Source organism: Streptomyces sp. NPDC050842, assembly GCF_044456565.1.
Lineage (GTDB): Bacteria > Actinomycetota > Actinomycetes > Streptomycetales > Streptomycetaceae > Streptomyces.
Window position 1 is genome coordinate 14,916 of record NZ_JBITGA010000016.1, and the last position, 20,002, is coordinate 34,917.

Here is a 20,002-nt window from a genome sequence, read left to right on the forward strand (position 1 = left end):
ACATGAACGCGATCGTCGGCAACCACGACCTGCTCCTGGTCACCCTCGACACGCTGCGGTACGACGTGGCGGCCGAGCTGGCGGCCGAGGGGCGCATCCCCAATCTGGCCCGGCATCTGCCCGGCGGGGTCTGGGAGCGACGGCACGCGCCCGGCAGCTTCACGTACGCCTCCCACCAGGCGATCTTCGCGGGTTTCCTGCCGACCCCGGCCGCTCCCGGGCCGCACCCCCGGCTCTTCGCGGCCCGTTTCGCGGGCAGCGAGACGACCGCCGACGGCACCTTCGTCCACGACACCCCGGACCTCGTCTCGGCCCTCGCCGGCGAGGGCTACCGGACGGTCTGCGTCGGCGGGGTGGGCTTCTTCAACAAACAGCCGCCGCTCGGCTCCGTGCTTCCCGGCCTGTTCCAGGAGAGCCACTGGGAACCGTCCTTCGGGGTCGCGTCCCCGACCTCCTTCGCGTCCCAGGTGGACCGCGCCGAGGAGGTCGTCGCCGCGCTCCCCCGCGAGCGCCGGCTCTTCCTCTTCGTCAACGTGTCGGCGCTGCACCAGCCCAACTGGTTCCACCTGCCGGGGGCGACCCGCGAGGCCGGGGACTCCCGGGCCACGCACGCGGCCGCCCTCGAATACGTCGACCGGCACATCGGCCGGCTCTTCGCCGTGATGAGCAGCCGCCGGCCCTGCTTCGCGATCGTCTGCTCGGACCACGGCACCGCGTACGGGGAGGACGGCCACACCGGGCACCGGCTCGGCCACGAAATCGTGTGGACCGTGCCGTACGCGCAGTTCGTCCTGGACGGCCCCGCACAGGAGGCGACGGCATGAGCGACACCGGCACCCCGCGCCCGTACCGCAGCTACGTCTACGCCTATCCGCACAAGACGGCGTACCGCGCGCTCCCCGACCTGCCGTCGCTCGACGCCCTCTGGGCCGCGGAGCCGAAGGACGCGCTCTCCCTCTACGCGCACATACCGTTCTGCGAGGTCCGCTGCGGGTTCTGCAATCTCTTCACCCGCATCGGTGCCCCCGACGAGCTGACGACCCGCTACCTCGACGCCCTCGACCGCCAGGCCACGGCGGTCCGCGAGGCGCTCGGCGACCCCCGAGGGGACAGCGCTCCGGTGCGGTTCGCCACGGCCGCGTTCGGCGGTGGCACACCCACCTTCCTCACCGCCGCCGAGCTGGAGCGGCTCTGCGACATCGCCGAGAAGCGGATGGGGGTCGATCTGCGGACGGTACCGCTCTCCGTCGAGACCTCCCCCGCGACCGCGACCGCCGACCGGCTCGCGCTCCTCGCCGAGCGGGGTGCGACCCGCCTCAGCATCGGCGTGCAGAGCTTCGTGGAGGCGGAGGCACGGGCGGCGGTCCGGCCGCAGCGGCGCGCTGACGTCGAGGCCGCGCTCGGCAGGATCCGGGACACCGGCGTGCCCGTCCTCAACATCGACCTGATCTACGGGATCGACGGCCAGACCGAGGAGTCCTGGCGCTCCTCGCTGGACGCGGCGCTCGCCTGGCGCCCCGAGGAGCTGTACCTCTACCCGCTGTACGTCCGGCCGCTCACCGGTCTCGGCCGGATCTCCCCCGGCGCCGACCGCGAGTGGGACGAGCGGCGGCTGCGCCTCTACCGGTACGGCCGGGACCACCTCCGCGCGCACGGCTACGAGCAGGTGTCGATGCGGATGTTCCGGCGGACGGACGCCGCTCCCCTCGGCCCGGACGACTACGCCTGCCAGACGGACGGGATGATCGGCCTGGGCTGCGGCGCCCGCTCGTACACCTCGGCGCTGCACTACTCCTTCGACTACGCCGTCGACATGCGCGAGATCCGCTCGATCATCGACGCCTACACCGAGACCGAGGACTTCTCCCGAGTCGAGGTGGGCCGGTGGGTCGATGCCGAGGAGGCCCGCCGCCGCCATCTGCTCCAGTCGCTGCTCCAGGCCGAGGGCATGCCGGTCGCCGGCTACGAGGAGCGGTTCGGCTCCTCCCCGTTCGCGGACTTCCCGGCGGAGCTGGCCCGTTTCGAGGCCCTCGGGTGGCTCGACGCGGACGCCCCCGCGGGGCTGCTCCGGCTCTCGCCGGAGGGGCTCGCGTACTCGGACGGGCTCGGCCCGGAGCTGTTCTCGCCGGATGTGCGGGCCGCCATGGCCGCGTACGAGCCGAAGTAGGGAAGCCGTGGATCTGACGCTGCTCTACCGCGGCCCGCTCGCCTCCTGCGACTTCGACTGCCCCTACTGCCCCTTCGCCAAGCGCCGGGACAGCCGTGAACAGCTGCGCGCGGACCGGGCCGCGCTCGACCGGTTCACCGGGTGGGCCGCCGGACAGACCGGCGACCGGCTGCGGATCCTCTTCACCCCGTGGGGCGAGGGCCTGGTGCGCTCCTGGTACCGGCGGGCCCTGGTCGACCTGTCACGGCTGCCGCACGTGGAGCGGGTGGCGATCCAGACCAATCTCAGCTGCCGGACCGACTGGCTGGCGGAGGCGGACCCGGAGACCGTCGCCCTCTGGTGCACGTACCACCCGGGCCAGACGCCGTACGAGCGGTTCCTCGGCAAGTGCCGCGAGCTGGCGGACCGGGGCATCCGGTTCAGCGTCGGCGTGGTCGGCCTGCCCGAGCACCGGGACGACGCCCGCCGGCTGAGCGCGGCCCTGCCGCCGCACGTCTACCTCTGGGTGAACGCGGCCGAGGGGCACACGTACACGGACGCGGAGGCCGAGGAGTGGACGGGGATCGATCCGCTCTTCCCGTACAGCAGACGGCCGCACCGCTCGGCGGGGCTGCCGTGCCGTACGGGCGAGTCGGTGATCTCGGTGGACGGCGAGGGGACCGTGCGGCGCTGCCACTTCGTCAAGGCCGAGCTGGGGAACCTGTACGACGGTTCGTACCGCGCCGCGCTGCGCCCCCGGGCCTGCCCCCTCGGCGTCTGCGACTGCCACATCGGCTACGTCCATCTGGAGACGCTGCCGCTGTACGACGTGTTCGCCGGCGGGGTCCTGGAGCGGATCCCGGCCGGCGGCGTCGGCCCCGGCGGTCCTACAGGGGCATGAGGTCGGGGCGCTTGGCCTCGACGTGGTCGCCCGAGCTCTCGCCGCGCAGCCTGCGCCCGATCCAGGGCACGAGGTACTCCTTGGCCCAGTTGAGGTCGTCGCGGCGGACCTCCAGCGTGCCGCGCGGGGGGCGCGGCGGCCACGGCTGGTCGGGGTCGGCGGGCACCGGCAGGCCGAGGACCTGGGCGGCGCGCAGGGCGACGCGGGTGTGGCCGTCGGGCGAGAGGTGCAGCCGGTCGTCGTCCCAGGCCCGCAGGTCCTGCACGGACTTGAGGGACCACAGGTCGAGGACCGGGCAGTCGTAGCGGTCCGCGATGGACCGGACGTGGGCGGTGTAGGTGGCGATCTTCCCGCGCAGGTGCCGGAGCACGGGGATGTCACGGGTGTCGAAGCCGGTGGTCACCATGACGGTGCCGACGGCGGAGGTCAGGTCGGCGACGGCGCGCTCGAAGCGCTCGGCCACGTCGTCGGGGTCGGTGCCGGGCCGGATGATGTCGTTGCCGCCGGCACAGAAGGTCACCAGGTCGGGGGCGAGTTCCTTCGCCCGGGGGACCTGTTCCGCCACGATCTGGTCGAGCAGGCGCCCGCGTACGGCCAGGTTGGCGTAGCGGAAGTCGTCGTGCTCCGGCAGCTCGTCGGCCAGCAGGACCGCGAAGCGGTCCGCCCAGCCGACGTACGTCCCGTCGGGCCCGGGGTCTCCGACGCCCTCGGTGAAGCTGTCACCGATCGCCGCGTACGACCCGAATGCGTTCTTGTCTCTTGATCTCGAATCGTCTGCCACGGGAGCACATCCTTCCCTTTCGGATGTGACCTACGCGACCGTAAGGAGGGGTTGACGCAGGGTGACATATGCCACCGATAAAGATTCTCCCAAGCCGGAATACGGCGACGGCCCGGCACACACGTGCCGGGCCGTCAGAGAGCGTCCGCGTCAGACGGAGACACCGTGCTGGCGCAGGTAGGCCAGGGGGTCGACGTCGGAGCCGTAGCTCGGGGAGGTGCGGATCTCGAAGTGCAGGTGCGGGCCGGTGGAGTTGCCGGTCGAGCCGGAGAGGCCGATCTGCTGGCCGCCGGTGACGGTCTGGCCGGACGAGACGGAGAGGGAGGAGAGGTGCGCGTACTGCGAGTAGTTGCCGTCGGCGTGCTGGATGACGACCTCGTTGCCGTAGGCGCCGCTCCAGCCGGCGGAGACGACCGTGCCGGCGCCGACGGCGCGGACGGTGGTGCCGGAGGAGGCGATGAAGTCGACACCGGTGTGGTAGCCGGAGGACCACATGGAGCCGGAGGCGCGGTACGGCGTGGAGAAGCCGCCGCTGACCGGGGCGACCCAGCCGGACGCGGAGGTCGAGGCCCCCGACGGCTGGGAGGTCTGCGACGACTGCGACGAGGAGGACTCGGCGGCCGGGGCGGAGGCGCGCTCGCTGCTCCGGGAGGCGCGCGTGGTGTCGCCGTTCTTCTCGGAGCTCTGGGGAGCGGCCTTCGCGGCGGCCTTCGGAGCCGCCTTCGGAGCGGCGGCCTTGGGCGCGGCGGCCTTGGGCGCGGCGGCCTTGGGCGCGGCGGCCTTGGGCGCGGCGCTCTTCGGAGCGGCGGCGGTGTTCTTCGCGCCGAGCGTGAGCTTCATGCCGGGCAGGATCAGCGAGGGGTTCTCGCCGACGACCTGGCGATTGTCCGCGTAGAGCTTCTGCCAGCCGCCGGCGAGGTGGTGCTCGGAGGCGATCTTCGACAGGTAGTCGCCGCTGACGACGGAGTACGTCTTCGGCGCGGCCTTCGCGGCGGCGGTGGGCGCGGCCTGGAGGGCGGCGGGCGCCTTCGCCTGAGCGGCGGCGGCGACGGCCTGGGCGGGGACGGCGGCCGGGGCGGCCTGCTCGGCGGCGTGGGCTCCGGTGGCGCCGAGGAGCGGAAGCGCGACGACGGCGCCTCCCGTGCTGGCGACGACGAGGCCACGCGTGATGGAATTGATCTTGGGACGGCGGTGCTTACCCTTCGCGGGCATGGCGAATTCCTCTCCGGCGCCTACGAGGTGAGCTGTCGGGTTCGGACTGGAGATGCCCGGCCGCGTTCTCACGCGGCTTCACCCCGAGCCGTCCTGTTGTCGCGGGACCGGCGTACTTCCTGGGTCCCCCGCTCCTGCCACGCATGGGATGAGTGCGGATTCCGGACGGTGGCAGGATTCGGCGGTCCGACCGGATTGACGGTGACGCTAGACGAGCGGGGTCGGAGCGAACAAGCCGCAGATTTCCTCCGGCATTACCGGGGACGCAATTCGGGCGGAATTCCGGTCACCCTCCGTCGATGACGGTCCTTCGATTTCCTTTTTCCGTACGGCAATTGCCCGGCGCCTTCGGCCACGATCCGTCACATCTATGACCCTGCTCACGCGGCATCGCCCATCTCGCCTGTAAACAGGGCGCGTTCCCCTTAACGCCTCATTTCGGACAGATCACCCATTCCCGTCCGAGGGGGTGCGCCGACCCTGTCCCACCTGGATGATTGCGCCAGGCACCGATCTCGCATCGGGCCCCCGAACGACGACCCCCCAGGAGCATTCGTGACGCAGCAGCTGCCGCAGGTCCCGCCCACCGAAGCGAACGAACCCGAGCTGGCCGAGGTCCGCAACTTCCGGGACGTGGGCGGCCTGCCGACGACGGACGGGCGCGCCGTGCGGCCCGGGCGCCTCTTCCGCAGCGGCCACCTCGCCCACGCCACCGAGTCCGACGCCGCCTTCCTCGCCTCGCTCGGCCTGCACACCATCTTCGACTTCCGCAACGAGGCCGACCGCAAGGTCGAGGGCGCGGACGTCGAGCTCCCCGGCGTGCGGAACGTGAACATACCTCTCAACGACCCGGCCGACGGCAAGGAGTTCTGGAAGCTGGTGCGCGACGGCGACATCGAGCAGCTGCGGGACATCCTGGGCGACGGCAAAGCGGCGGCCCGAATGTCCGACTCGTACCGGAAGATGGTGGTCCAGCGGACCTCGGAGCACAGCCGGATCCTGCACTCCATGGCCGAGGACAGCGTTCCGGCGCTGATGCACTGCGCGGCGGGCAAGGACCGCGCCGGCCTCTCCATCGCGATCACGCTGCTCGCCCTCGGCGTCGAGCGCGAGGCGATCGAGGCGGACTACGTGAAGTCGAACGACCCGCACCGCCGCTACAAGGTGCGCCGCAGCTCCACCACCGCGGACGCGATGTCGCCCGAGGTGATGGAGCTGCTGAGCCCGCTCTTCGACGCGCGGGTGGAGTACCTGCGGGGCTCCTTCGAGACGATCGAGGCGACGTGGGGCTCGGTGGAGACCTACCTCACGGAGGGACTGAAGCTGGCCCCCGAGACCCGCGAACGGCTGCGGGAGCAGTTCCTCGTCGAGGCGTAGTCCCGCCTACTGGTTCTGCCCGCCCAGCATGAAGAGCAGGTAGAGGAAGCCGGCGAAGAGGTGCCCGGCGACGAGGTACGCGAAGAGGCGGAGGACCAGGCCCTTGGGGAACTTGCCTTCCCCGCGCTCCTCGCCGGTGACAGGTCGTGACTTCTCGGACATCTCGGTCCTTTTCTGACGAAGGGGCACGTTCTCACGAGGAGGCATGCGGGATCAGCGGCGGTGCGGGGTTCCGTCGCCGAGGCACAGCTCGGCGACGGGGCTCTGCATCAGGGTGTGGACGAACAGCAGCTCGGCCCCGCCGGGAGTGGCGGCGCCGATGCGGTGCGGGGTCAGCGAGTCGAAGTGCGCGCTGTCCCCGGGATCGAGGACGTGGACGGCGTCGCCGAGCGCGAGCCGCACCCGGCCTTCCAGGACGTGGATCCACTCCTCGCCGGGGTGGACGCGCACGATGTCGGCCCGGGTGGCGTACGGCACGTGGACGCGCAGGCACTGGAGCGCCCGCCCGGCGCCGCCGGCCTGCCGGTAGATCCAGCCGTCGGCCTCGACGGGATCGGAGCGGCCCGCACGGACGACGGGGTCGCGCTCGGGCGGAGCCTCGCCGAGGAGCTCGGAGACCGTCGTACCGTAGATACGGGCGAGGGCGAGCAGCATCGGCAGCGAGGGTTGCCGGTTCCCCGTCTCCAGCCGGGAGAGGTGGGCCGGCGAGAGGCCGGCCCGCTGGGCGGCGGCCTCCAGGGTGAGTCCCCGGCGGCGGCGCAGGGCCCGCAGCTGCGGGGCGACGTCGGGCAGGACGCCGGAGGCGGCGACATCGGGCGGGACGCCCGGGGTGGCGGGGTCCGGGGAGGTTTCCCCGGGGACGTGGTCCATGCGTCCATTCCGCCAGGATCATGCCTCTGAGGCAAGTTTCTTGCCTCAGAGGCAAGGATCGCGACCTCGTCCGGCTCAGCGCTGCGCGACCGCCTGCTTCACCAGGGTCTTACCGAAGTCCCACATCAGCCCGCCGCCGCCGTGGGCCTCGTCCATGACCGCCGTGAAGGCGGTGACGAACCGGTCCACGTCCGCCTCGTCGATGACCAGCGGCGGGATCAGTTTGATCACCTCCAGATGGTCCCCGGAGACCTGGGTGAGGATGTGGTGCCGCTGGAGCAGCGGCACCACGACCATCTGGGCGAAGAGACCCTTGCGGGCCGCCTGGAGCATGGCCCAGCGACCGCGCAGCCCCAGCGACGTCGGCCGGCCGAACTCGATCCCGATCATCAGCCCGCGTCCGCGGACCTCGTGCAGCAGCTCGTACCGGGGCACGAGCTCCTCGAGCCGGGAGCGGAGCAGCCCGCCGATCCGCCGGACCCGGGCGACCGTGTCCTCGGTCTCCATGACCGAGAGGACGGCGAGCCCGGCCGCCATGGCCTGGGCGTTCGATCCGAAGCTCGCCGAGTGGACGAGGACCCGGTCCATGGACGAGTAGACCTTCTCGAAGATCCAGTCCTTGCCGAGGGTGGCACCGACCGGCACGTAGCCGCCGGAGAGCGCCTTGGCGACGCAGACCAGGTCCGGTTCGACCCCGGCCTCGTGCTGGTACGCGTAGAAGTCGCCGGTCCTGCCGAGGCCGGTCTGCACCTCGTCCACGATGAGCAGCGCGCCGTGCCGGTGCAGCAGCTCCTGGGCGGCGAGCAGGAAGCCGGGCGGCGCCTCCCGGACGCCCTTGCCCTGGATCGGCTCCACGACGAAGGCGGCCACATCGCCCCGGCGCAGCTCCCGCTCCAGGGCTTCGAGGTCGCCGAGGGCGATCGCGGTGTCCGGCAGGAGCGGGTCGAAGCCCTCCCGGAAGCCCTGCTCGCCGTTGACGGAGAGCGAGCCGGTGGTGAGCCCGTGGAAGGCGTGGGCGCAGTAGAGGACCCTGGGCCGCCCGGTGGCGTACCGGGCGAACTTGAGGGCCGTCTCGACGGCCTCGGTGCCGCTGTTGCCGAAGAAGACCCGGTCGAGGTGGGGGCTGTGGGCGAGGAGGCGTTCGGCGAGCAGTCCCGGCAGGGGCTGGCAGTCGAAGCGGGTGAGGTCGGCGAGCTGGGCGTCCAGGACGTCGTGGAGGGCCTTGCGGACGACGGGGTGGTGCCGTCCGAGACCCATCACGCCGAAGCCGGCGAGCATGTCGAGGTGGTCGACGCCGTCGGCGTCCCAGAAGTGGGCGCCCTCGGCCCGCTCGTACACCTTGTCGAAGCCGATGGTGTGGAGCATGCGCGGCAGCTGGTGGTTGAGGTGCTTGGCGTGCAGCTCGTACCGCTCGCCGCCGCGCGCGGCGAGCAGTGCCGCCAGGTCGAACTCCCCGCTCATCGCCCGGTCACCTCCCCCACCCTCACGCGCTGTTTCCGGAGACGGTCTCCCGGATCGCGCGCAGGGACTCCTTGAGGGAACCCATGGTGGCGAGGACGGCCGTGGGCTCGTAGCCGCAGTGCGCCATGCAATTGGCGCAGCGCGGGTCCTTTCCGCGGCCGTACTTGTCCCAGTCGGTGTCCTCGACGAGTTCGCGGTACGTGGGGACGTAGCCGTCGCTCATCAGATAGCAGGGTCGCTGCCAGCCGAAGAGCGAGTAGTTGGGAATGGCCCAGGCCGTGCAGGGGAAATCGGCCTTTCCTTCGAGGAAGTCCAAGAAGAGCGGCGAGTGGTTGAGACGCCAGCGGCGCCGGTTTCCGCCCGCGAAGGCCTTCTTGAAGAGCTCGCGGGTCTGCTCGACGCCGAGGAAGTGCTCCTGGTCGGGGGCCTTCTCGTAGGCGTAGGCGGGCGAGATCATCATTTCGTCGACCTGGAGGTCGTCGTTGAGGAAATTGAGCACCTCGATGATGGTCTGGGGGGTGTCCGTGTTGAAGAAGGTCGAATTGGTGGTGACGCGGAAGCCGCGCCGCTTGGCCTCCTTGATGGCCGCCACCGCCTCGTCGAACACGCCTTCCTTGGCGACGGATTCGTCATGCCGCTCGCGCAGGCCGTCGATGTGCACGGCGAAGGCGAAGTACGGCGAGGGCGTGAACTTGTCCAGCTTCTTGCGGAGCAGCATCGCGTTGGTGCACAGGAAGACGTACTTCCTCCTGGCAACCAACTGGCGCACGATCTCGTGGATCTGAGGGTGCATCAGGGGCTCGCCGCCCGCGATGGACACCATGGGGGCGCCGGACTCCAGGACTGCGCCGACCGCCTGCGCGACCGGCATGCGCTGCTTGAGGACACCCGCCGGGTGCTGGATCTTCCCGCAGCCCTCGCACGCGAGGTTGCAGGCGTAGAGCGGCTCCAGCTCGACGATCAGCGGGAACTTGTCCCGCTTGCGGAGCTTCTGTTCGATGAGGTAGGTCCCGACCCTGATGGACTGACGAAGCGGCATGGCCATAACTCGCTCACCTCCTGGGGAGCAGCAAAGAACGGTGCCATTCGAAGAATGCGGGAAGGACGGCACGGAGAACACGGAAGGCCGATATTCCCCCGCGTACCGTGCCGATCCGGACCAGTTCATGTTCTGGAGCGTCCACGACCACCCGTACGGCCGCAACCGGGCGGGCGTCCGGGCCGCCGCCGAGGCGGCCGGCCTCCCGGGCGGTGCGCAGGGTCGCCGCGGACTCCATGTCGACGGCGATCGCGCCGGTGGCGCGCAGGGCGACCCGCTCGGGGCCGCGCACCACATGGTCGGAGCCGCTCAGCGGGCCGGTGTGGACGGTCCGCCCGGGTACCGCCCTGACCAGTGCCTTCACCAGGAGCTCGGTGCCGACGCAGGGCGTGGTGCCTTCGGGGCCGCGGGTCTCCTCGGCGACGATCAGGTCCCCCGGGTGCATGCCCGGGGCGAGCCCCGCGCAGAAGCCGGAGGCGATGACGGCGGCGTCCGCCCACCGCTCCTCGCCGAGCACCCGGGACACCGTCCTGCGGGCGTGGGCGGGCCCCATGCCCGTACGCACCACGGTCACCGGGCCGGGGGCGCCGGTGTGGTCGCCGCCGCGCAGGGCGAACCTCTCGATGCCGAGCGCGCAGGCGATCAGCAGCGGTGGTGCGGCGCCGGGGCGGGACGCCGGGCCCGGTCCCGGCTCGCGGCCCATCAGCGCCCCTTGCCGGGCGAGGGCTCCCCGTACACGTAACGCCCGAGCGCCGTGAGCGGGAACACCTGCCGGTAGAGGTGGTAGTTGATGGAGAAGTCCCAGGGGAAACCGGTGCCCGTGAAGTACGGCTCGTCCCAGGAGCCGTCCTCGCGCTGCGTCTCCGCGAGCCAGGCGACACCCCGGCGGACGGACCCGGATTCGCGCTCGCCCGCGGCGAGGAGGGCCAGGAGCGCCCAGGCGGTCTGGGAGGCGGTGGAGGCGCCGCGGCCGATCCACTGCTCGTCCTCGTACGAGCGGAGGTCCTCGCCCCAGCCCCCGTCCTCGTTCTGTACGGAGCCCAGCCAGGCGACGGCCCGGCGGATCGCCGGGTGGGAGCCGGGCAGCCCCGCGGCGGCGAGGGCCGGGAGCACCGAGCCCGTCCCGTACACGTGGTTGACGCCCCAGCGGCCGAACCAGGCGCCGTTCGGCTCCTGTTCGGCGAGGAGCCAGTCGATTCCCCGGCGCGTGCGGGGGTTTCGGGCCTGACCCTCGAAGGCGAGCATCTCCACCACGTGGGCGGTGACGTCGGCGGACGGCGGATCGATCACCTCGCCGAAGTCGCAGAACGGCAGCTTGTTGGGGAACACGCTGGTGTTGTCGGCGTCGAAGGCTCCCCAGGCGCCGTTGCGCGACTGCATGCCGAGCGTCCAGCGCGCGCCCCGGGCGATGGCCGCCTCGACCCGCGCGGGGTCGGGGTGGTCGACCCGGCGCAGGGCGAGGAGGACCTCGGCGGTGTCGTCGATGTCGGGGTAGTTGTCGTTGTGGAACTCGAACGCCCAGCCGCCCGGCGGGAGTCCGGGGCGGCGCACCGCCCAGTCCCCCTCCTTGGTGATCTCCTCGTCCAGCATCCAGTCGACGGCCTTCACCAGCGCCGGGTGGTCGGGGCGGAGCCCGGCGTCGGCGAGCGCGATGGTGGCGAGACAGGTGTCCCAGACGGGCGACTGACACGCCTCGATCATGCGGGAGCCGTCCTCGCGCCAGACCGCGAACCGGTCGAGGGACTCCAGGCCCGCGCGCATGACCGGGTGCCCGAGGTCGTAGCCGAGGAGGTGGAGGGCGATGACCGAGTAGACGGCGGGGGGCTGGATGCCGCCCCAGCAGCCGTCGTTCTCCTGGCGCTCGACGATCCAGCGGGCGGCCACGTTCATGGCGGTCCCGCGCAGCGCGCGCGGAGCGACCCGGTGGTAGACGTGCAGCGCCTTGTCGAGCCGCTGGAAGATGCCGTCCCAGCCGGTGGCCGGGGCGAGGGGCCGCGGCGGGTTGGGCCGGGCGGGATCGGTGTGCAGCTCGTCGAGCGGGAAGGGCGCGGGGCGGACCGGACGCTTCGCGGAGACCACGGTGAGCGGCACGATCGTCTGCCGGGCCCAGCAGCCGAAGTCGTAGATGTTGAGCGGGAACCACTTCGGCAGGAAGAGCAGCTCGGGGGGCAGCTCGGGCAGGTCCTCCCAGCGCCACCAGCCGAAGAGCGCCAGCCAGATCCGGGTGAAGACCCGGGCGGCGGCGATCCCGCCCCGGGCGCGGACCCAGGCGGAGGCGGAGGCCATGTGCGGGGCCTCGGGCGGGTCTCCGGCGAGCCGCAGGGCCACATAGGCCTCGACCGTCGTGGAGAGGTCGCCCGCGCCGCCGTAGAAGGTGGCCCAGGCGCCGTCGTCCCGCTGTTCGCGGCGGATGTGGAGAGCCGCGGCCCGGAGGGTGTCGGCGTCGAGGATGCCCAGGAACTGGCGGAGGAGCAGGTCCTCGGCGTCCATGGTGACGTTGGTCTCCAGGTCGCCCTTCCACCAGCCCGCCGGGTCCTGGCGGGCGAGCAGGTGCTCGACGGCGCGCTGCGCGGCCCGTGCGGCGCTCTCGTCGAGCGTGTCCCACGCGGCGGAGAGTCCCTCCGGCGCGGCGGTGTCGTGCGTCGTGCTGGCCGCGGCCGCCCGGGGGCCCACGGCCCCGGAGCTTCCGTCGGTCGTCGCTGTCATGGCTTCCCCTTTGATGCAGTCGGTTACTTCTGCTCCTGCGGGTCTGCCGTCGGCCGGCGCCGGATGGCACCGGCCGGCGACCGCGAACTCATATGAGGGTGATGGTGATCATCTCTTCCGTACGACCACGAAATCGGCCAGCGCGGTGAGCTGTTCCCGCACGCGGGCGGGCATGTCCACCTCGTGCAGGGCCTCGATCGCGACGGCGTGCTGGCGGCGGGCCTCCTGGGAGGTCCACTCGCGTCCTCCGGCCTCCTCGATGAGGGCGGCCCGGAAGGCGAACTCCTCCTCGGAGAAGGTGTCGAAGTCATTGGACTTGGCGTCCTCGGCGAGCAGCTCGCCGAGCCGCTCGGAGGCGGTTCCGCCCGCGGCGAGGGCCGCGACGACCGGCAGCGACTTCTTGCGCTGGCGCAGGTCGCTCCAGGTCTGCTTGCCGGTGGCCTCCGGGTCGCCCCAGATGCCGAGGAGGTCGTCGACGGCCTGGAAGGCGAGGCCGAGGTGGTAGCCGTACTCCTCCAGCTTGTCGGCGGTCCGGTCGTCGGCCCCGCCGAGGACGGCGCCGATGGAGACGGCGCAGGCGAGCAGGGCGCCCGTCTTGTTGCCCTCCATCTCCAGGCACTCCTCGACGGTGACCCGCTCGCGGTGCTCGTACGAGATGTCCTGGGCCTGCCCGTCGATGAGCTTGCGGGTGGCCGTGGTGAGCCGGCGGGTGGCCCGGCCGGCCTCGACGGTGCCGAGTTCGAGCAGCAGCTCGTTGGCGAGGGCGAAGAGCGCGTCGCCGACGAGGATCGCCTGGGCCGGGCCGTGCACCTTCCACACGGTGTCGCGGTGGCGGCGCTGCTCGTCGCCGTCCATCAGGTCGTCGTGGAGCAGCGAGAAGTTGTGGACGAGTTCCACGGCGACGGCGCCGGGGACGCCGACCTCGGGGGCGGCGCCCGCGGCCTCGGCCGACAGCAGGGCGAGCGCGGGGCGGATCGCCTTGCCGCCGTCGCCGTCGGCGGGGTTGCCGTGGGCGTCGATCCAGCCGAAGTGGTAGGCGGCCACGGTGTCCATGGGCGCTGCGAGGCGGTCGACGGCCGCCCGCAGTACGGGGGTGGACAGGGTCCGCCCCCGCTCAAGCAGTGCGGTCACGTCCGCGGTGTCGACGGCCGGATTACCCGGCGGCACAGTCGGCACGGTCTCTCCTCTAGTTCCGGTACTCACAGTCATGCCGCCTCCTGCAGCGGATGGTCATGACGGCGGCCGAGGGTGGAGAGCGCCGCGCCCGCTGCGCTGAAGCCGCTGCGGACGGCGCCCTCCATGGTCGCGGGCCAGCCGGTGGCGGTCCAGGATCCGGCCAGGTAGAGGCCGGGAACCCGGGTGCGGGCGCCGGGGCGGAGCCGGCCGACGCCCGGGGTGGGGGCGAACGTGGCCGTCCGCTCCCTGGTGACGAAGAAGTCGCGGATCCCGGCGCCGCGGGCGGCGGGCAGCAGCCGCTCCAGCTCCGGGAGGTAGCGCTCGCGCAGGACGGCGACGGGCTCGTCGATCTCGTCCCGGGCGGCGGACTGGGAGACGGCGAGGTACTGGCCGGCGCCCTTCAGTCCCGAGGAGTCGGTGCGGTCGAAGACCCACTGGACCGGGGAGCCGAGCGCCGTGAAGAAGGGCCGCTTGAGCACCTTGCGGTCGTAGACCACGTGCAGATTGAGGATGGGCGCGGTGTCGATGTCGAGGAGCCGGTCGGGATCGTCGAGGGCGCCTTCGGGCAGCAGGGCGTGCGTCTCGTGCTGCGGTACGGCGAGGACGACGGTGTCGGCGTCGAGGGTCTCCCCCGGCACCTCGACGGCCCAACGGCCGTCTTCGGTACGGGAGATCCGCTCGGCCTTCGTGCGCAGCAGGGTGCGGACGCCGAGCGCGTCGAGCTCCTTCGCGGGCCGGGTGTCGTGAAGTTCGCCGAGCGGGACGTGGGCCCAGCCGATGTCGGCGGCGCCGGGCTCGGAGAGGAGGCCGGTCTTGAAGACCATCGCGGCGAGCCCCATCGAGGCCTGCGGGGCGGGGGCGTTGAGGGTGGGGATGCCGACGAGGTCCCAGAGGGCCTCGACGGTCCGCGGGGACTGCCCGTGGCGGCCGAGCCAGGTGGCGAAGTCGATGCCGTCGAGGGCCGGGTCGGCGGGGTCGAGCTTCTTCAGGGCGAGCGCGGCCCGGCCGACGGAGGCACGCTCGGCGAGGGAGAGATGCGGGTACGTGGCGAGGCTGCGCGCGAGGTGCAGCGGTACGGGGAGGGCGTCGCGGCGGATCCGGCCGAGCCGGGGGCCGCGCGGGTGCCCGACGTCCAGGACGGGCACGTCGAGCCGGTCCTGGAGGGGGGCGAGCCGGGCGCCGTCGATCCGGTCGAGGAACCAGCGGTAGGCGGTGCAGCAGCGGAGGTACACGTGCTGGCCGTTGTCGACGGTGAGGTCGCCGCGGCGGAAGGAGAAGGCGAGGCCGCCGAGCCGGGGCCGGCCTTCGAGCAGCGTGACGCGGACGCCGGCGTCCGCGAGCTGGAGCGCGGCCGTGATCCCGGCGAGCCCGCCGCCGACGACGACGGCGTGCGGCTGCGGGGAGTTCCGCTCGGTTCCTTCGGTCGTCACACGGCCTCCGTTCGGGTCGAGGCGGTCGGCGGGGACACCTCAGGCCGGGATGCCTCAGGTCGGGATGCGTCAGGTCGGGATGCCTCGGGTCGGGACACCCCGGGCAGGGGTACCGCAGGCAGGGACGCCGGGGCGGCGCTCCGGGTTGCCCGGCGGGCGGGGGCGTACGGGCGCATCAGGCACGCCTCCTGACGGTACGTCGTGCGATGTGGCGGGTGTCGAGGCCGGAGAGGCCGCGCACGGCGACGTACGCCTTCTCCCGGCCCGGCAGCGAGACCCGGCCGCGCAGGACGGCCTCGGGGTCGCGCTCGATGCGGTCGAGCAGCCGCCGGTAGATGCCCGCCATGGCCGCGACGCACGCGCCGCTGCGCCGGTCGAGCATCGGCAGCAGCCGGTAGCCCTCGGCGAACAGGGCGCGGGCGCGCCGTACTTCGAAGTGGACGAGCCCGGCGAAGTCGGCGCCGGGCGGCGGGGTCTCGCTCCCGAAGCCGTCCCCGCAGCCGAACTTGGCGAGGTCGTCGGCGGGCAGGTAGGTGCGCCCGTTCCCGGCGTCCTCACGGACGTCCCTGAGGATGTTGGTGAGTTGGAGCGCGAGGCCGAGGGTGTCGGCGTACTCGGGGGCGCGGTCGGCGCCGGGGGCGCCGGGCTGGGTGCCGAAGACGCCGAGCGAGATCCGGCCGATCGCGCCGGCGACGCAGCGGCAGTAGACCTTGAGGTCGTCCCAGCTCTCGTAGGTCTCGCCGCGCACGTCCATGAGGACGCCGTCGATGAGTTCGTCGAGGCCGCCGAGCGGGATCGGGAAGCGGCGGGCCGAGTCGGCGAGCGCGACGGCGACCGGGTCGGTGTCGTCCTCGTCGACCTCGCCCGTGCGGACCCGGTCGAGCAGCGCGCGGGTGGCTTCGAGCCGCTCCCGCTTGGCGTCGACCGGGAGCGTGCCGTCGCCGATGTCGTCGACGCGCCGCGAGAAGGCGTACAGCGCGGACATCGCCTGTCGCTTCTCGGTCGGCAGCAGCCGGATCCCGTACGCGAAGTTGCGGGCCTGCTGCCCGGTGACCGCCTCGCAGTAGCTGTAGGCGGCCAGTACGGGCGCGGACGGCTGGAGCTGTCCCTCCACGGTGGCGCTCACCCCTCTCTCCGCGCCCGGAGCAGAACCGCTCCAGCCTGGCGCATCAGGCTCGGCTTGGTGGGCCCCGGCGGGCCGGGCAGGACGTCGAATCCGGCGGCGGTGATCGCGTCGAGCGCCGCGAGGCCTCCGGCGGTGAATCCGGTGAGGAGGAGGCGGAGCCGGCCGTGGACGCTGCCGACGAGCGGGATGCCCGCGTACAGCAGCTCACGGGCCCGCTCGGCCTCGAAGGCGATCAGGGCGCGCACGGAGGCGCCCGCGGTGGGCCTGGCCAGGTCGTCCTCGGTGACGTGGAAGCGCTTGAGGTCCTCGGCGGGCAGGTAGATCCGGTCGTTGCCGAGGTCCTCGGCGACGTCCTGGAGGTGCTCGACGATCTGCAGGGCGGTGCAGATCTCGTCGGAGCGCCGGATCCGCTCCGGGGTGTCGGTGCCGGTGATGGCGAGGACGAGGCGGCCGACGGGGTTGGCGGAGAGCTCGCAGTACGCGAGGAGGTCGTCGTACGTCTCGTAGCGGCGCACCAGCTGGTCCTGGCGGTTGGCCGCGATCAGCCCGAGGAAGGGCTCGGGCGTGAGGCCGCACCGCCGGACGGTCGGCTGGAGCGCGCGCAGCAGCGGGTGGTGAGGAGTGCCGTCGAAGACGCGCCGGAGGTCGGCCTCGAAGGCGTCGAGGAGCGCGACGCGGTCCTCCCCGTCCTCGGGGGTGAGGCCGAGGTGCCGGGCGTCGGCGCCGCCCGGGGCGAGGTCGCCGTCGCCGATGTCGTCGACGAGGCGGGCGTAGCCGTAGACGGCCATGAGGTCGTCGCGCCAGGCACGGGGCAGGAAGAAGGGGGCCACGGGGAAGTTCTCGTCCGCGGCCTTGCCGAGTGTGGTGCGCGAAGAGGCGTCGGGGCGCACCTGCCGGGGACCCGTCACTGGGCGCTGCCCGACAAGGGGACGGCGACACCCTCGTGGAGCTGGAGATTCTGCGTCATGGCCGTCACGACTCCCGTTCTACACTGCCGATCCAATCCATCCTATTTCGGACACGCCGCCTACTCCTGCCCGCCGGGCCGTCTCCCGGCGACCCGATGGCCGTGGGGTATCGCCCTACTTGCCTCGAAACAGACCGGTCCAGCTTACGTTGTACGACGGCAGTCGTCGTTCCGGGGTGGCAGGGACCCGGGACTTCATCCTTACGGGTCGCCAACCCTCCTGTACGGAAAGGGAGTTCGAGTCCGGGCCGGGGGTCAGGGAGTGCGGGCGCCGGAGACGACCATGGCCAGGGTGGATTCGACGACGTCGTTCCTGCGCTGCGCGGGCAGGCGCCGCAGCGGGCCGTCGAGCAGCAGAAGCGACAGGCCGTGCACGGCCGACCACGCTGCGGCACCGGCGGCGGGCCGGACGCCGGGGCGGGGTCCGCCGGCCCTGGCGAGGCCTTCAAGGGCCTCCTTGAGCAGGGTGAAGGCGCGGATCTCGGGCTCGGGAGTCTGCCGGCCGGAGACCGGCTCGTCGGCCTCGGCGGGGCGGGGGACGCAGAACGCGGCGCGGTAGAGGCCCGGCTGGTCCACGGCGAAGCCGACGTACCCCCGACAGAGGGCGACGAGCCTGCGCTCGGCGGCCAGGGCGGGGTCGTCGGCGCCGGGCTCGCGGGCGGCGGCCCGGTCCATGGAGTCGGCGAGCAGGCGCTGGGCGTGGAGCTTGACGGTACGGAGGAGTTCGCCCCGCCCGTCGAAGTGCCGGTAGGCGGCGGTGGGCGAGACGCCGACCCGGCGGGCGGCCTCGCGCAGGACGACCCGCTCGGGCCCGCCGTCGGTGGCCAGGTCGACGGCGGCGCAGATCAGCGCGTTGCGCAGATCGCCGTGGTGGTAGGTCTTTCCCCCCGAGATCGCTGCCATGGACTCATCCTGCCCGATGTTTACCGCATGAACATTCCAGGTGGCAGCGCGACGCGCGGAGAAGAAGGGTGCAGGTGCGTAGCACCTTCCGGCAAGGGTGGCGGTGGGCGACGGGAGGGCGGAGGAACCCCTACCGGGTGACTTCCGGCAGGGGTTCCGTACAGCTCGGGTACTCGCTAGCGGGCGGTCTCCCGCTCGTACGCCTTGAGGACCTCGTCCGTGGGGCCGTCCATGAGGAGCTGCCCCTTCTCCAGCCAGAGCACCCGGTCGCAGGTGTCCCGGATGGACTTGTTGCTGTGGCTGACCAGGAAGACCGTGCCGGCCTCCTTGCGCAGCTCGCGGATGCGCTCCTCGGAGCGGATCTGGAACTTTCGGTCACCCGTCGCGAGCGCCTCGTCGATGAGGAGGACGTCGTGGTTCTTGGCCGCCGCGATGGCGAAGCGGAGCCGGGCGCCCATGCCGGAGGAGTACGTGCGCATCGGCAGGCTGATGAAGTCGCCCTTCTCGTTGATGCCGGAGAAGTCGACGATGCCGTCGTACCGGGCGCGCACCTCCTCGCGGCTCATGCCCATGGCGAGGCCGCCGAGGATGACGTTCCGCTCGCCCGTCAGGTCGTTCATCAGGGCCGCGTTGACGCCCAGGAGGGACGGCTGGCCGTCGGTGTAGACCTTGCCGCTCTCGGTGGGGAGCAGTCCGGCGACGGCGCGCAGCAGTGTGGACTTGCCGGAGCCGTTGGAGCCGATGAGGCCGATGGCCTCGCCCCGGTAGGCGGTGAAGGTGACGCCGCGCACGGCGTGGACCTTGCGGACGCCGCGGGTGACCTCGGCCTTGCCGCGGCCGACGATCCGGCTGAGGGCCGCGGTGGCGCTGCCCTTGCCGCCGCCGCCGGTGTTGACCCGGTAGACGATGTGGACGTCGTCGCAGATGACGGTGGGGACGTTGCTCGGGTTGGGGTCAGCCACGGCCGTACCTCTCCTCGGCCTTCCAGAAGTAGACGAATCCGCCGGCGCCGACGGCGAGGGCCCAGCCGAGGGCGGTCATCCAGACGTGGTCCGGAAGGTTCTGCGCGCCGTAGCCGTCGATGAGGGCGAAGCGGATCAGGTCCATGTAGACCGCCGCAGGGTTGTACATGAGGATGTCGGCGATCCAGGCCGGCTTGTCGGCGAGCATCACGGGGATCGAGAACATGACGCCGGAGGCGTACATCCAGGTCCGCATGATGAACGGCATCAGCTGGGCGAGATCGGGGGTCTTGGAGCCCATCCTGGCCACGATCATGGCGAGTCCCACGTTGAACACGAAGTGCAGGAACAGCGCCGGGATCACCAGCAGCCACCGGAGGGAGGGGTAGCTGCCGAAGGAGAGCACGATCGCCACGAGGACGATCATCGAGAACAGCAGCTGCTGGAGCTGCTGGAGCGAGAAGGAGATCGGGAGGCTGGCCCGCGGGAAGTGCAGGGCCCGGACCAGGCCGAGGTTCCCCGAGATCGCCCGAACGCCGGCCATGACCGAGCTCTGGGTGAAGGTGAACACGAAGATGCCGGTGACCAGGAAGGGGATGTAGACCTCCTTGGTCATCCCCTGTCCGGCGCCCAGGATCAGCCCGAAGATCAGGTAGTAGACCAGGGCGTTGAGCAGCGGGGTCGCCACCTGCCACACCTGGCCCAGCTTTGCCTGGCTGTACTGGGCGGTCAGCTTGGCCGAGGAGAAGGCCAGGATGAAGTGGCGGCGGCTCCACAGCTCGCGTACGTACTCGAACAGCCCGGGCCGGGCGCCGCTGACCGCGAGGCCGTACTTCGCGGCCAGCTCGGCCGGGGCCAGGCCCTCGTCGACGGACGGGGGCGCGCTCGTCGCGACCGCCCCGCCCTGGTGTGTGTCACTCACAGTCGAAACTTTCGTGTTCAAGA

19 protein-coding genes and 1 riboswitch are annotated in these 20,002 nt (G+C 72.0%); of the genes, 4 read left to right on the forward strand and 15 right to left on the reverse strand.

What is annotated here, in order from left to right; all coding sequences use genetic code 11:
• The first annotated feature begins 2 nt into the window (after positions 1-2).
• Genes ACIBG6_RS36910 through ACIBG6_RS36920 form a run of 3 tightly spaced genes read left to right on the forward strand, consistent with a single transcriptional unit; the run spans position 3 to position 3,047 of the window.
• On the forward strand, positions 3-824 hold the full coding sequence (locus tag ACIBG6_RS36910) for an STM4013/SEN3800 family hydrolase (RefSeq protein ID WP_399227224.1): 822 nt from the start codon (positions 3-5) through the stop codon (positions 822-824).
• Complete coding sequence (locus ACIBG6_RS36915; RefSeq protein ID WP_399227138.1) at positions 821-2,167, forward strand: STM4012 family radical SAM protein; 1,347 nt, start codon at positions 821-823, stop codon at positions 2,165-2,167. The genes ACIBG6_RS36910 and ACIBG6_RS36915 overlap by 4 nt, the downstream gene beginning before the upstream one ends.
• Before the next feature lie 7 nt (positions 2,168-2,174).
• Positions 2,175-3,047, forward strand: coding sequence for an STM4011 family radical SAM protein (locus ACIBG6_RS36920; RefSeq protein ID WP_399227139.1), 873 nt, complete (start codon positions 2,175-2,177; stop codon positions 3,045-3,047).
• Here ACIBG6_RS36920 and ACIBG6_RS36925 read toward each other — a convergent pair.
• Together ACIBG6_RS36925 and ACIBG6_RS36930 are read right to left on the reverse strand one after the other, a co-directional pair.
• Entirely contained in the window at positions 3,034-3,828 is a 795-nt protein-coding gene (locus tag ACIBG6_RS36925; RefSeq protein ID WP_329620226.1) for an SGNH/GDSL hydrolase family protein, read from the reverse strand. The genes ACIBG6_RS36920 and ACIBG6_RS36925 overlap by 14 nt on opposite strands.
• 150 nt (positions 3,829-3,978) lie before the next feature.
• Complete coding sequence (locus ACIBG6_RS36930; protein ID WP_399227140.1) at positions 3,979-5,040, reverse strand: peptidoglycan DD-metalloendopeptidase family protein; 1,062 nt, start codon at positions 5,038-5,040, stop codon at positions 3,979-3,981.
• A 4-nt stretch (positions 5,041-5,044) separates the two neighbouring features.
• Positions 5,045-5,201, reverse strand: a riboswitch (cyclic di-AMP (ydaO/yuaA leader).
• A gap of 394 nt (positions 5,202-5,595) precedes the next feature.
• Here ACIBG6_RS36930 and ACIBG6_RS36935 point away from each other — a divergent pair.
• Complete coding sequence (locus tag ACIBG6_RS36935; RefSeq protein WP_399227141.1) at positions 5,596-6,417, forward strand: tyrosine-protein phosphatase; 822 nt, start codon at positions 5,596-5,598, stop codon at positions 6,415-6,417.
• Positions 6,418-6,423: 6 nt separating this feature from the next.
• On the opposite strand, the gene ACIBG6_RS36940 is transcribed toward ACIBG6_RS36935, so the two are convergent.
• The 13 genes from ACIBG6_RS36940 to ACIBG6_RS37000 form a co-directional block, all read right to left on the reverse strand.
• Positions 6,424-6,579: a DUF6126 family protein gene (locus ACIBG6_RS36940; RefSeq protein WP_399227142.1), complete on the reverse strand. Its 156-nt coding sequence runs from the start codon at positions 6,577-6,579 to the stop codon at positions 6,424-6,426.
• A 51-nt stretch (positions 6,580-6,630) separates the two neighbouring features.
• Complete coding sequence (locus ACIBG6_RS36945) at positions 6,631-7,287, reverse strand: helix-turn-helix domain-containing protein (protein WP_399227143.1); 657 nt, start codon at positions 7,285-7,287, stop codon at positions 6,631-6,633.
• A gap of 75 nt (positions 7,288-7,362) precedes the next feature.
• The gene (locus ACIBG6_RS36950) at positions 7,363-8,748 is read right to left on the reverse strand and encodes an aspartate aminotransferase family protein (protein ID WP_399227144.1); all 1,386 of its coding nucleotides are present in this window, start codon (positions 8,746-8,748) and stop codon (positions 7,363-7,365) included.
• A gap of 22 nt (positions 8,749-8,770) precedes the next feature.
• A complete protein-coding gene (gene hpnH, locus ACIBG6_RS36955; RefSeq protein ID WP_399227145.1) occupies positions 8,771-9,793 on the reverse strand; it encodes an adenosyl-hopene transferase HpnH in 1,023 nt (340 codons plus the stop codon).
• 7 nt (positions 9,794-9,800) lie between these two features.
• Complete coding sequence (locus ACIBG6_RS36960) at positions 9,801-10,490, reverse strand: 1-hydroxy-2-methyl-2-butenyl 4-diphosphate reductase (protein ID WP_399227146.1); 690 nt, start codon at positions 10,488-10,490, stop codon at positions 9,801-9,803.
• Positions 10,490-12,493 carry a squalene--hopene cyclase gene (gene shc, locus ACIBG6_RS36965; protein WP_399227148.1) on the reverse strand — a complete coding sequence of 668 codons (2,004 nt, stop codon included), beginning with the start codon at positions 12,491-12,493 and terminating at the stop codon, positions 10,490-10,492. Before shc ends, ACIBG6_RS36960 begins: the two co-directional genes overlap by 1 nt.
• A 108-nt stretch (positions 12,494-12,601) precedes the next feature.
• A complete protein-coding gene (locus ACIBG6_RS36970; RefSeq protein ID WP_399227150.1) occupies positions 12,602-13,702 on the reverse strand; it encodes a polyprenyl synthetase family protein in 1,101 nt (366 codons plus the stop codon).
• Positions 13,699-15,099 (reverse strand): hydroxysqualene dehydroxylase HpnE, encoded by a 1,401-nt coding sequence (gene hpnE / locus ACIBG6_RS36975; protein ID WP_399227151.1) that lies wholly within the window; start codon positions 15,097-15,099, stop codon positions 13,699-13,701. Before hpnE ends, ACIBG6_RS36970 begins: the two co-directional genes overlap by 4 nt.
• A gap of 175 nt (positions 15,100-15,274) precedes the next feature.
• Complete coding sequence (gene hpnD, locus ACIBG6_RS36980; RefSeq protein WP_399227152.1) at positions 15,275-16,225, reverse strand: presqualene diphosphate synthase HpnD; 951 nt, start codon at positions 16,223-16,225, stop codon at positions 15,275-15,277.
• On the reverse strand, positions 16,222-17,133 hold the full coding sequence (hpnC, locus tag ACIBG6_RS36985; protein WP_399227153.1) for a squalene synthase HpnC: 912 nt from the start codon (positions 17,131-17,133) through the stop codon (positions 16,222-16,224). Before hpnC ends, hpnD begins: the two co-directional genes overlap by 4 nt.
• A 314-nt stretch (positions 17,134-17,447) precedes the next feature.
• Positions 17,448-18,095, reverse strand: a complete 648-nt coding sequence (locus tag ACIBG6_RS36990) for a TetR/AcrR family transcriptional regulator (RefSeq protein ID WP_399227154.1) — start codon at positions 18,093-18,095, stop codon at positions 17,448-17,450.
• 176 nt (positions 18,096-18,271) lie between these two features.
• A complete protein-coding gene (locus ACIBG6_RS36995; RefSeq protein WP_329620239.1) occupies positions 18,272-19,057 on the reverse strand; it encodes an ABC transporter ATP-binding protein in 786 nt (261 codons plus the stop codon).
• Entirely contained in the window at positions 19,050-19,979 is a 930-nt protein-coding gene (locus ACIBG6_RS37000; RefSeq protein WP_317600873.1) for an ABC transporter permease, read from the reverse strand. The genes ACIBG6_RS36995 and ACIBG6_RS37000 overlap by 8 nt, the downstream gene beginning before the upstream one ends.
• Between the last annotated feature and the right edge of the window lie 23 nt (positions 19,980-20,002).